General features: G+C 63.2%; 12 protein-coding genes, 2 tRNA genes, 1 other RNA gene and 2 pseudogenes. 11 read left to right on the top strand and 6 right to left on the bottom strand.

All coding sequences use genetic code 11. The annotated features are described in order from the left end of the window. Nucleotides 1-525: pseudogene (locus tag V7Q81_RS11470) on the top strand (radical SAM protein); the annotation flags it as partial. 51 nt (nucleotides 526-576) lie between these two features. Here V7Q81_RS11470 and V7Q81_RS11465 read toward each other — a convergent pair. Then, nucleotides 577-870, bottom strand: a complete 294-nt coding sequence (locus V7Q81_RS11465) for a helix-turn-helix domain-containing protein (RefSeq protein ID WP_333843379.1) — start codon at nucleotides 868-870, stop codon at nucleotides 577-579. Between the two features lie 325 nt (nucleotides 871-1,195). Here V7Q81_RS11465 and V7Q81_RS11460 point away from each other — a divergent pair, with 325 nt between their 5' ends. From V7Q81_RS11460 to V7Q81_RS11430, 7 genes are all read left to right on the top strand, one after another. Further along, nucleotides 1,196-2,425: an aspartate kinase gene (locus V7Q81_RS11460; protein WP_333843376.1), complete on the top strand. Its 1,230-nt coding sequence runs from the start codon at nucleotides 1,196-1,198 to the stop codon at nucleotides 2,423-2,425. Between the two features lie 235 nt (nucleotides 2,426-2,660). Then, nucleotides 2,661-2,754, top strand: a tRNA-Ser gene (locus V7Q81_RS11455). 480 nt (nucleotides 2,755-3,234) lie between these two features. Then, on the top strand, nucleotides 3,235-4,410 hold the full coding sequence (locus V7Q81_RS11450; RefSeq protein ID WP_333843374.1) for an NnrS family protein: 1,176 nt from the start codon (nucleotides 3,235-3,237) through the stop codon (nucleotides 4,408-4,410). A 528-nt stretch (nucleotides 4,411-4,938) separates the two neighbouring features. Next, complete coding sequence (locus V7Q81_RS11445) at nucleotides 4,939-5,655, top strand: RNA polymerase sigma factor (protein ID WP_333843371.1); 717 nt, start codon at nucleotides 4,939-4,941, stop codon at nucleotides 5,653-5,655. 33 nt (nucleotides 5,656-5,688) lie between these two features. Next, a complete protein-coding gene (locus tag V7Q81_RS11440) occupies nucleotides 5,689-6,267 on the top strand; it encodes a ferritin-like domain-containing protein (protein WP_333843368.1) in 579 nt (192 codons plus the stop codon). Between the two features lie 26 nt (nucleotides 6,268-6,293). Then, nucleotides 6,294-6,668 carry a c-type cytochrome gene (locus V7Q81_RS11435; protein WP_333843366.1) on the top strand — a complete coding sequence of 125 codons (375 nt, stop codon included), beginning with the start codon at nucleotides 6,294-6,296 and terminating at the stop codon, nucleotides 6,666-6,668. A 561-nt stretch (nucleotides 6,669-7,229) separates the two neighbouring features. Next, nucleotides 7,230-7,306: transfer RNA gene (locus tag V7Q81_RS11430), tRNA-Arg, on the top strand. 490 nt (nucleotides 7,307-7,796) lie between these two features. Here the strand turns inward: V7Q81_RS11430 and V7Q81_RS11425 are convergent. Both V7Q81_RS11425 and V7Q81_RS11420 read right to left on the bottom strand, forming a co-directional pair. Next, nucleotides 7,797-8,141, bottom strand: coding sequence for a hypothetical protein (locus V7Q81_RS11425; protein WP_333843365.1), 345 nt, complete (start codon nucleotides 8,139-8,141; stop codon nucleotides 7,797-7,799). Nucleotides 8,142-8,156: 15 nt separating this feature from the next. Then, the gene (locus V7Q81_RS11420; protein ID WP_333843363.1) at nucleotides 8,157-8,363 is read right to left on the bottom strand and encodes a hypothetical protein; all 207 of its coding nucleotides are present in this window, start codon (nucleotides 8,361-8,363) and stop codon (nucleotides 8,157-8,159) included. A gap of 423 nt (nucleotides 8,364-8,786) precedes the next feature. On the opposite strand from V7Q81_RS11420, the gene V7Q81_RS11415 reads away from it, so the two are divergent. Together V7Q81_RS11415 and V7Q81_RS16125 are read left to right on the top strand one after the other, a co-directional pair. After that, entirely contained in the window at nucleotides 8,787-8,960 is a 174-nt protein-coding gene (locus V7Q81_RS11415; protein ID WP_333843360.1) for a DinB family protein, read from the top strand. A 118-nt stretch (nucleotides 8,961-9,078) separates the two neighbouring features. Next, nucleotides 9,079-9,255 (top strand): annotated as a pseudogene (locus V7Q81_RS16125) (DinB family protein); the annotation flags it as partial. Nucleotides 9,256-9,266: 11 nt separating this feature from the next. Here the strand turns inward: V7Q81_RS16125 and V7Q81_RS11410 are convergent. Both V7Q81_RS11410 and ssrA read right to left on the bottom strand, forming a co-directional pair. Then, nucleotides 9,267-9,401 (bottom strand): hypothetical protein, encoded by a 135-nt coding sequence (locus tag V7Q81_RS11410; protein WP_333843357.1) that lies wholly within the window; start codon nucleotides 9,399-9,401, stop codon nucleotides 9,267-9,269. A 356-nt stretch (nucleotides 9,402-9,757) separates the two neighbouring features. Then, nucleotides 9,758-10,152, bottom strand: a transfer-messenger RNA (tmRNA) gene (ssrA, locus tag V7Q81_RS11405). Nucleotides 10,153-10,290: 138 nt separating this feature from the next. On the opposite strand from ssrA, the gene V7Q81_RS11400 reads away from it, so the two are divergent. Further along, nucleotides 10,291-11,205, top strand: coding sequence for an adenylate/guanylate cyclase domain-containing protein (locus V7Q81_RS11400; RefSeq protein WP_333843355.1), 915 nt, complete (start codon nucleotides 10,291-10,293; stop codon nucleotides 11,203-11,205). On the opposite strand, the gene V7Q81_RS11395 is transcribed toward V7Q81_RS11400, so the two are convergent. Continuing rightward, on the bottom strand, nucleotides 11,202-11,423 hold a 222-nt coding region (locus tag V7Q81_RS11395; protein WP_333843351.1), incomplete at its 5' end, for an HAD family hydrolase. The genes V7Q81_RS11400 and V7Q81_RS11395 overlap by 4 nt on opposite strands.

Here is an 11,423-nt window from a genome sequence, read left to right as displayed (position 1 = left end):
GTCCGGGGATTCGACCAAGTAGTGGAGCGCATAGGCCAGGTGATGCAGGAAATCCCGGTGCCGCCCCACACCAAGCTCATCCTGATCACCAATGGCAGCCTGATGCACCGCTCCGCGGTCCAGCGGGGGCTCGCCCGGATGGCGGCACTCAACGGGGAAGTGTGGTTCAAGGTGGACCGGGCGACGCGGGAGGGGCTGGCGAGGGTGAACCACGCGGGGCTGGGGCCTGAGCGGGTGCGGGCCCATCTGGAGATCGCGGCCCGGCTCTGCCCCACCTGGATTCAGACCTGCGTGTTTCTGGAGAACGGCCTGCCCCCTAGCGGCACGGAGCGGGCGGCGTATCTGGCGTTCCTGGCCGATGCCCTGGGGGCGGGTATACCGCTCAAAGGGGTGCTGCTCTACGGCTTGGCTCGGCCGTCCATGCAGCCCGAAGCGCCCCGGCTGGCGCCGGTGGACGAGGCCTGGGGCAGCGCCCTGGCGGAGGACATCCGGCGCCTGGGGTTGCCGGCGGAGTGGACGCCCTGAAACGGCCCTGGGCCTGGGAGGCGCCCGAGGAAAGGTCGCGCCGGCAGCGTCTCAGCGCCGGGGCCGTTCCCGGGCTGCCTTCAGCAGCGAGCGGTAGAGGGCCGGACGGGCGTTTTTCAGGTAATGGATGAGCTCCATGTCGCGGCGGTTCACCGAGGCCAGGTCGAGGCCTTCCACGTGCACGAGCCGCAACAGCTCCCGCACGGGCCGGGGCATGGGCCGCCCGCTTTCGTAGCGGGAGCCGCCGCTCTGGGTAACGCCGATCTTGCCCCAGAACTCCGTCTGGCTCATCCCGAGGCGCTGGCGGATGAGGCGTGGATTGTCGAGCCGGGTTGTCGCTGGCATAAGCAGATCCTGAGTCAGTATGCGAGGGGATGGGTTATCGCATTCGCATAGTGTAACCGGTTACGCGGCCCGTTGCACTAGGAAAAGGAGTAAAAGCGCCTCTTTTTTCCCCATGCCATCGGTTTTGGGCCGTCTTGCGCGTCGCTTGGGTTTTACATAATTCAAGATCCCCTCCCCGGTGAGCTTTTAGGTGCGGGGAATGTTTCCGGACGACACACCAGGAGGCCTGTCGCCATCGGCGTGGCAAGCTTCGTTCGCATGCGCCGGATCCTCCTCAGCCGCGACAAAAGCCATTAGAATTTCGTTTTTTCCATTGATTGCAGCCGTGGCTCTCATCGTGCAGAAATACGGTGGCACCTCCGTCGGGACCACCGAACGCATCAAGAACGTGGCCCGCCGGGTCGCCCGCTATCACGCCCAAGGGCATCAACTCGTGGTGGTGGTGTCCGCCATGGCGGGGGAGACCAACCGCCTCATCGCCTTGGCGCGGGAAATCCAGGCTCATCCCGATCCCCGGGAGCTGGACGTCATGGTATCCACCGGCGAGCAGGTGACCATCGCGCTGCTTTCCATGGCACTCATGGACCTGGGGCTCAAGGCTCGCAGCTACACGGGCGCCCAGGTGCGCATCCTCACCGACAGCGCCTTCACCAAGGCGCGCATCCTGAAAATCGACGAGGACAAGATCCGCCGCGATCTGGCCTCGGGTGCGGTCGTCGTGGTAGCCGGCTTCCAGGGTGTGGACGAGGAGGGCAACATCACCACCCTAGGCCGCGGTGGCTCGGATACCACCGCCGTCGCCCTGGCCGCGGCGCTCAAGGCGGACGAGTGTCAGATCTATACCGACGTGGACGGGGTCTACACCACCGATCCACGCATCGTGCCGGAAGCTCGGCGCTTGAAGTGCATCACGTTCGAAGAAATGCTGGAGATGGCGAGCCTCGGGTCGAAGGTGCTCCAGATCCGTTCGGTGGAATTCGCCGGCAAGTACAAGGTGCGCCTGCGCGTGCTCTCCAGCTTCGAAGAGGACGGGGAGGGCACGCTGATCACGTTTGAGGAAGACGAGAAGATGGAACAGGCAATCATTTCCGGCATCGCGTTCAATCGCGACGAGGCCAAGATCACCGTGCTCAACGTTCCCGACCGGCCGGGCATCGCCTACCAGATCCTGGGGCCCATCGCCGATGCCAACATTGATGTCGACATGATCGTCCAGAACGTGGGGCACGACGGCATGACGGATCTTTCCTTCACCGTCCATCGCAACGAATACCAAAAGGCGCTGAAGATCCTCCGGGACCAGGTAGCGCCCCACATTGGGGCGGCCGGCGTGACTGGCGACGACAAAATTGCCAAGGTTTCCGTCGTAGGGGTCGGGATGCGTTCCCACGTGGGGATCGCCAGCAAGATGTTCCGCACCCTGGCCGAGGAAGGGATCAACATCCAGATGATTTCCACCTCGGAGATCAAGATTTCGGTGGTGGTGGAAGACAAGTACATGGAGCTGGCGGTGCGCGCGCTGCACAAAGCGTTCGGACTGGACCAGCCCCAGTAGCGTGGTTTGACCGGCTATGCGGCGGGACGCTATTCTACGCATCCCGGTGTGCAGTCGGGTGGCCGAAGGGGCTCAATTGCGCAAATCGTCACTATTAAAAGCGGCTGACGGGCCTTGGTTGCGCACAGGGATGCCCGAGAGGCCAACGCCGCAAGGCATTCGTGTAGGGGGTGCGCTGGTGCCCCCCGAGGCCGCGAGGGCACCGGGGGGAAAGACCGACCGGCCTGGATCGTACGGAGAGATGCCCGAGAGGCCGAAGGGGGCGCCCTGCTAAGGCGTTATACGGGCTTAAACCCGTATCGAGGGTTCGAATCCCTCTCTCTCCGCCAAACTCAATAAAACACCCCCGCTGCGGGGTGTTTTAGCTTGGCGAAAACCGACGGCAGAGAGAGCCTTCTCGGGCAGGGCGGTTGGATGCCTGAGCAGGCCAAGTCGAAAGCCCGTCGAGCGGATGGCGCACCTCGTGAACCGTATTTCAAGGAAGGCCGGCGGCCGTCGGCTCACCTAGCGGGTGCCTCCTTCCTGTGCTTGACTCGTTCCAGCGTCCAACGATAGGACGGCTCGACGAGCCGAGCCTCCCGCTCGTGGCAGTGATGATCCGTTGCTCAACGGATTCCTACGGCACCTTTGGTGGGGGACCCAAAAGCGTGCTTGCCCCGATATGGCAGCGACCTTTCGGTTGCGGCGTGATCACCGGGCCTGGAGTCAGGCCGATTCCGGCGCGGGCGGAGGGCGCCGGCGCCAACGGATTGCGGTGAAGGAGGTCCAGCTGGACAGACGGCAAGCAATCTTGTGGTCATTGTAGCCGAATGGGCAACTCCCCAAGCCGGTTCTTCCGTGACCGGAGATTGGCGAGGCGCCGCCCTTTGAGCGCTGATCGCGTGATGTTTCCCCTAGCGGCGCTTTTTGCCCTGGCTGCGATTCCCGGTTGGCTGATACTGCACCACGCCTCTATGCCGGTAGCCTCCGCTTGGCACGGCCATGAGATGCTTTTTGGCTACGCATTCTCCGTTATCGCAGGATTTCTGGTGACCCGCACCTCGCGGGGAGTGCTGGCGGCATTGGTGGCGACATGGATTGCCGCGCGGGTGGCGGTGGCGGCCAACACGGGCGTCTGGGCCGTGGTCGCCGGACTATCGTTTCCCGCGACGGTGCTGGCGGCTGCCGCGCCGCCGCTGTTGCGGGGCGCGAAGCGTGCCGAGAATCGAATCGTTCCGGCGATCTTGGTCGGGCTCTTGTGGCTGGATGCCATGTGGTGGGCGGGCGCACCGTGGCTCGGGCCGGCTGTCGAGCGACGCGCGCTGCTCGGCGCCATTGACCTCCTTTCGCTTCTCATGCTCGTGGTCGGCGGGCGCGCCTTGCCGGCGGCTGTGGGCGGCCACCTTGAGCGTCACGGCATTGCGCGCACCGACATGATTCGCAGCGGCTACGAATTGCCGCTTGCCGCTTCGATGGCCATCGCCTTCGTTTCCGATTTGTCGGGCCTACAGGAAATCGCCGGTCTCTTCAGCATCGGCGCCGCGCTCCTCACCCTGTGGCGCGCCTCATCCTGGCGGCTGGGATACGCTTTGCGCCAGGCGCCATTGCGAGCGCTCGCCCTTGCCTATTTGTGGTTGATCCCGGCGTTGATCCTCAAAGGGGGTGCGCAGCTCATGTCAACGTCATTGCTCGCCCACGCGCTGCACGGATTCACCATCGGAGCGCTCGGCTCCCTCACGGGGGTGATGATGGTCCGCACCGCCTTGCTGCGGATGGGTAAGCCGCTCTCCTCATTCAAGGAGATCAACCTTGCCGTATTGCTCCTGGGCCTGTCAGCGGTGTTGCGCCTCCTAGCTCTGCCGTCACTGCCGGGGCGAGAAATTTGGTTATGGGCCTCTGCCGGCGCTTGGGTGGTCGCGTTTGCGATCCTTCTGGTGGGGCTGCTGTTCACCTACAGCGTCCCCGCCCGCGCCAAAGGGGCGAACAGGAAGAGGGATATCCGCTAAAGTTTCACCCCGTGCTGGCGCAACGCCATATTTATCGAAACGGCGGCCTATTGGGGTAGTGCGCCGCACGGCGATACCGTATCCGTGGCGCTTGCCTGACCTTCCCTTGAGGCAAGCTTATGGAAGCCGCTGCCCGGCAGCGGGTGAGCTCAGGCGCTGGCTGCGCGGCGAGAGGCTGCTCCGTGGCGAGCGATCGTGGTCAAGGGCCTGGCCCATGAGCCGGTGCGACGCGCCGGCACGCCACGCGCACTAAGGAATAACCCCGTATTTGGCCGCCTGGCCGGGCCGCTCCGGCAGGCATTGCACATCGGTCAGCAACTGCGGAATCCTTCTAATGACGAGTGTTGCGGCGAGGGAGCTACCTTCCCCTTGATAGGCCCCCGCCGGTACCGATACATGGTGTAGGCAGGAGCAGCTTCCTAGCCTGTCCTCCCGCCGCGGGTCGCTTTATTCTCTGCAGTGCACCCCGGGAACGGCGTGCGCGCGCCCTGCATCTAATGACCGCGAACTGAGATAGGAGAACGAATCATGTCCGCGGACCTGGCCCGGAAAGAAGCGGCGCATGCAGAGTTGAGCGATCTAGACATCGCGCGGCGGATCGCCGCGGGCGAGCGCCGCGCTTTCGAACTGCTCATGCGCCGTCACAACCGCACTCTTTTTCGCGCCGCTCGGAGCATCCTTAAAGAAGATGCTGAAGCCGAGGATGCGGTGCAAGAAGCCTATCTCCTCGCTTATCGTGCCATCGGCCGGTTTCGCGGCGAAGCAAGGCTCTCTACTTGGCTCGTGCGCATCGTGATCAATCAGGCGCTGGGGCGGCTGCGGGCGCGCAGTGCCGGCGCCGCGATCTTGCCGTTCGACGACGGCGCCGCAGGGGCCTGTCACGAAAAGGAGGCGAGCATCGTGGAGGAGGCCACACAGGCGCAACCGGAGCATGCCGCACAGCGCGCCGAGCTGCGGCGCTTGCTCGAAGCCAAGATAGACGCGTTGCCGGCCGCATACCGCACCGTGTTCGTGCTGCGCGCGCTGGAAGAAATGACAGTCGAAGAGATCGCTGCCTGCCTAGACATCCCAGAGGCGACGGTACGCACCCGCTACTTCCGCGCCAGGAGCTTGCTGCGCGCTGCGTTGTCCCGCGAGATCGACCTTGGCCTTGAGGATGTGTTCGCCTTTGCCGGCCTGCGCTGCGACCGTACGGTCGCAGCGGTCTTCGCTAGGCTCGATACACCCCTAACGGATGATATTTGACCGCTTTCTATCCTTCAGCAGAGGAGGACCGTCATGTCTTTTCTGGTTTTCGCCCGTGATCCCGCGGTACAGATGTCTCGCCGTAATTTCGTTCGGAGCTCTAGCCTGGTCCTTTCAGGCACTGCGATCGCGTTGCTCGCTGGACGCGATGCGCTCGCCAGAAAGACAGATAAGTCCGTGGAATCCGATATCCGCGTCTTGAACACCGCCCTAGCGGCTGAGCTAGAGGCCGTGGCCGCATACCAAGTGGGCGCCGAAAGCGGGCTGCTGCAAAAACCTGCACTCGATCTTGCGGTGACCTTCCAGGGCCACCATAAGGAGCATGCGGACCTTCTCGCGAAGACTGTATCGAAGCTCGGCGGCAAGCCGGCAGCTGCCAAGGACAAATACACTTTTCCGACAGAAACGTTTAAGACCCAAGCCGATGTGCTGCGTTTTGCGGCGATGCTGGAGAAGGGCGCCGTGAGTGCCTACCTCGGTACCGTGCCGGTATTCGGCGATCGTGAGCTTGCCAAGGCCGCCGCGAGCATCCTAGGCGACGAGGCGATGCACTGGGCAGTCCTGCGGTACGTGCTGGGAGAGCCACCGGTTCCCGCGGCGTTCGTATCTTGAGCGAAGCAGCGGTGTGCGTACGCTCGATGACGGTTCTCGTCCTCACCCTCGCAACGAGTGCCGTGAGTGCGAGAAATCTCCTCGGCGACCCGCGTGCGGGCGAGGAAATCTATAGTCGCTGCCTTGCTTGCCATGCACTCGCCTACGACCGCACTGGCCCGCGGCATTGCGGACTTTTCGGACGGCGGGCTGGCAGCGTGCCGGGCTTTCCCTACTCCGAGGCGATGAAGCGCTCAGGGATCGTGTGGGATGAACACACGCTGGAGCGCTTCCTCGCTGATCCGCTGAAGACGATTCCCGGAACGGCGATGGGCTACGCCGGGATCGCCGACCCGAAGGAGCGAGCGGATCTGATCGCGTACCTCAGGCAAGCGAGCGGATCCGCACAATGCCGGCAATAAGCCGCGTGGCCGCTATCTCTTTGCGCGCAAGCAATCACAGTGGCAATCCCAGGTCCTTGCATGCTTTTTATCACGAGCCGGGTGTTGAGAAACCATAGAACGGTAGCTGTGTGCCGTATCGCCACTCGCGGTGTCGCTCAGGAGGAGTAATGCACGGCTAGGTCAATTCTTGGACGGGTTGCTTCACGTACTCCCGGGGCAAAAAGAGGATGCCGAGCGATCGGCGCCTGCAGCGCATAAAGTGCAAGCCGAGGGGGTGTTGAGGTCGATGCACGGCGCGCTCGGCCGGTCCTCGGTTGCCCGCAAGCAGGTTCGCAAGACGACACCGGCGATTGCGCTTTAATCCGCACGCCCGGATCGGCTGATTTGCGCGCGATGTTAATCCCGCTTTCTGTTCTTTCTGGGGGAGGGAAGGGACCGGACGCCACGCCTCCACCGAGCACCGATCCTGAAACCGAGCTCGTGCGAGAGGATGACAGCCACCTAGCGAAGCACGGTTTCGCAGCGCTTCTAGGCAAGAGGATGCCTCGGCCGTGCTCTCTTTGTTATAATGTTTGTATTGCGCCCGTAGCTCAGTTGGATAGAGTACCTGGCTACGAACCAGGGGGTCGTGGGTTCAAATCCTGCCGGGCGCGCCAATCAAAACAACAGCTTAGGTCTGACTTCTAAGTCTAAGTTCAAGCCGCTTCAGGCCTTTTTCTAAGAAAAAAGGTCTGAAAGCGGCAGTTCTTCTTTTGGGTTCACCCGCATCTTGTTCCATCTGACGCCGGGCGGCTGCCAAGTGGGTGTGGCAAGGGTCGGACCCTTCGTGGTGCCGGCAATGCACGCAGGAAGCCGTCGTCGGACCACTGACCCAATCGCCACTCTCGAAAGCGCCCGGCATCGACTGCTCGCGCATTGCGCACTCGCTCGTAAGCATATTGCCCGTCGCAGTTGGATCGTCCGCAGCTCCCCCCTGCCCCGGTAAGCGGCAAAAGCATCGCTCAGCACCGTGTCGGTCGCTTCGCACTCGGCACGGGCGAGCAGGCGCACCCAGCGCCCCTTCGATCAGCGTGAGGTCGATCAGGTCGCGCAGCGCGTGCCTGCCCCAGAGGCGGTTCGCGGTGCCGCGCAGCGCGCGCAGTAGGCTTACCGTCTCTTCGTATTATTGCTCGCCGAAGGCCGTGGGATCGCGCGCGCAGCGTCTAGCCCCACCTCGCGCGCGAAGGCCGCCGTGGCGTCGATCATGTCCAGCACGACCGTGGAGCGTGCGCCGTGGAGCTGGCCGCCGAAGAAGTGCAGCACCTCGTCGATCTCGCCGCGGTCGAAGTGATAGAGCGCCAGATGCCACCAGTGGTGCGCAGCAAAGAAGCTCTCGCGCGACCAATTGTCGGTGTCGGCGCGCAGCCAGGCGATGCCGCCGGCGGTGCGGTTCTGCATCTCCATCGCGTGCGCGACCGCGTGCCAGCCACAGCCGTCGCGCCGCTCGCGCACGACACTCTCGTGTCCCTATCGTTCGGCGGCCGTGTACTCGCCGCACTCCTTCAGCCCGAACGCGTATATGAAGAGCACCGCGTGATGGTCGGCTAGCGACGCGCTCCATGGGGGCCGGGCGCGCGCGATGCGATCGCGCAGCAGGCGCGACTCACCGATGAAGAAGTCGATCTGGTGGTCGGCTTGCAACGCCAGCGCGTCGTGCGGATAGGCAGCGCTCACTCCTCCACTACGCGGCTTGCGGCGCGCCGTTGGCCGTCAAGCACGAGGCGGATCGCCGTCAGGTGTCCGGCTTCGCATTCGTTGACGGGCGGGCAAATTGCAAGCAGCGACCGTGGCGCGACCGATCCACTTTCATGAAGCCGCCATGCTCCAGTTTCTGAATCCGAAGACCTGGCTAATGGAGCCACGGTGATTTCCGCGTTTGTGCCGCCGGTGAGCATTGCGCAGAATGCGTCGCGGCCGCTGGTTCGTTATTCAACGCGGTTGCCAAGCCATGCATCAGTTTATGCGCGGCGGGCGGAAAGGCTTTGAGGCGATGGATTCAAAATCCGATCGCGCCGCGACGGATTATTCGCGCCATGGCAGTGCTCGCCACCGCCACCGTGCCCTTGCTCTGGATCTAGCAGAGACGAGGGGTGCCCCATGTATGGGAAGAACCTGCTGACCCTGATGGCCGACTACGATCGCTGGATGAACGAAAAGCTCTATGCCGTGTGCGCCCCCATGAGCGACGATGAGCGCAGGCGCAACGCGGGGGCGTTCTTTCATTCTATCCACGGCACATTCAGTCATCTGTTGCTGGTGAATCACCTGTGACTTGGGCGAATCGTGGAACAACCATTCGCCATCGTTTCGCTTGATCAGGAACTTCATGCCGATTTTGCGGAACTGAAGACAGAACACGCGAAAAATGGACGTCGATATTTAGTCCTTCATGACAGGACTTGCACCGGCACGGCTTGTCGAACCAGTCCATGACACATCGTTCTTGAAGAAGCAGCCGATGACGCTGCCGCTTGCGCTCGTTCTGGCGCACCTCTTTCATCGTGGAACCCGTCATCGCGGCCAGATCACGACCTTGATCTCGCAGCTGGGCCATGAGTTGGGTACTACTGACATGGTCTATATGCCGGGCGTGGCCGGTCCCTCTCGGGGCGTAAGTCCCTGGGGCGGTGGCAACACGAAGGCGCTTAATGCCGCAGAAGCCTCCGGCAGAGCCTGGGCGGCAGACAGAATGGCTTCGCTGAGGCGGCCCATGGGTCGCCTCCGCTTGTCAGAGAATAGGGAGCCGTTCTTCTGCCATTCTTCGAACCGTCTCGGCGCCGTATGAACGGTGGTGATTCCTCGGGTCGGCCGACGCCTCAATCCAACCGATTGCTTCGTCCGTGTATAACTCCTTGATTTGTAGGCGTGCCAATTGCTGCCTTTGCGGACTTCGGGCCAGTCACAGGACGCGAGCTTGGTTCGAGGAACGGCCGAGAGAGTAAAAAAGGGGTCGAGAAGTTGGCCGGCGCAGTCCACAGGCTTCCGCAGGAACCCCCAACAACACCCTAGAACCGGTGCGATCGGGCAAGAAAAAACTCTCAACCGAGAACGGTTGGGAGTTCATTGATTGGTGGAGGCGGGGGGAATCGAACCCCCGTCCGCGAGCCCTCCGCAGTCAGGCCTACATGCTTAGCCGGGTCTACGGCATCTCGCCTTGCGCCCGCCGACCGGCAGGCTGACGCTCGGCCAGCCGCTTCGACGGATGCGCACGGCCAAGCGGCCAGACCGTGCGCAGAGGCTGATGTGCATGACGCTGCACCCCTTGGGTAAGCTCGGCTTACGCCTTCCCCACCCGGCGGGGCCTAGCCCATCAGCAGACTAGTGCAGCGTCTCGCCGGTGTTAGGCGGCGAGAGCGTAACGCTCGTCGTTGGCGTCTGTTGGCTTCCAGTGGATTTACGAGGGAACTGGTCCTCGGCATGCCCTGCGCTGCTTCGCGACCCGCGTCGAAACCAGGTCGCCCCCTCAAAGGGTTGACATTTTAACGCTTGCGGGCGGCTACAAACACTCAGACTCGAGGATTTGTGATTCGTTCCACCGACAATAGCATTTTTGCAGAATAAAAAGTATAATTTGCTCAAATGCTTATAGTTTATTCTTAACATGAGTCGAAGCCTGGTCCGCTACGCGGTGATGTTCGCCGATCTGGTGGGCAGCACTCGGATTTACGCCGTACTGGGTAATCTGGCCGGCCGTGCGGTGGTGGAAGCCTTCGTCCAGCGAAACGCCCGGGTCGCCCGGCAGCATGGGGGCCGGCTCGTCAAGGCGGTGGGGGATGCCGTTCTGAGCGTCTTTTCCTCCCCAGACCAGGCGCTCCGTGCAGCCGGAACCCTACAGCGGCAGGCGATGAGCGAGCCTTGTGCCGGTGAGAAGGTGCGGCTGCACATCGGGATCCACTACGGGGACCTGATGGAGGAGGGGCAGGATATCTTCGGCGACACCGTGAACTTGGCCGCCTATCTGAGCGATATGGCCAGCCCAGAGCAGATCCTCACCTCTGAGGCCACCTATGGAATCCTGTCCGAGGAGCTCAAGGCGACGTGCCGGCCCATTTTCCGGATCCGGATCAAGGACACCGCCCGAGAGACGGTGATCTATCAAGTCTTGTGGGATCACGACAGCACGACGGTGACCGATCTCAACCTGGAGGGCCGGCGCTTGCTGCCTGCGGACCCAGGCGGCCTGGTGCTTACCCATCGGGACCAAAGGATCACCGTGGACCGGTTGCGTTATCGGGTGGTCATCGGTCGGGCCCCCCATTGTGATGTGCGGCTGATCGACCGGTTCATCTCCCGGGAGCACGCAGTCGTGCGGCTGGAGGGGGTGCAGTTCTATCTCACCGACACCAGCATCAATGGCACCGTGGTGGAGTTCGAGGACGGCCGCAGCGTGCAGCTCCTGCGGCGGGAGATTTCCCTGGAGAGCGCCGGCTGGATCTGGCCCGGTGGCAAGCGGGGGGCGTCCTTGGAGGAGGCGGTGCGCTTCGAGCGGGACCGCCGCTCCCTCTATCGGGTCTAGAGGAGCTCAAGCAGCTCCAGCGGCTGGGCGATGGCGCTGTGGGCGCCCCAGGCCTGCCACGGTTTGCCGTTACCTAGGTAACCGTAGCGGGCCACGACGGGACGCATTCCGGCGGCGAGGCTCGCCTGCACGTCCCGCTCGTCATCGCCCAGATAGAGGCAGGCCGACGGTTTGACGCCCACCTCCCGGCTGGCGGTAAGCAGGGGTTCGGGGTGGGG

The organism is Pelomicrobium sp., assembly GCF_036803785.1.
Classification (GTDB): Bacteria; Pseudomonadota; Gammaproteobacteria; order Burkholderiales; family UBA6910; genus Pelomicrobium.
This window is presented reverse-complemented; position numbering and strand designations above follow the sequence as displayed.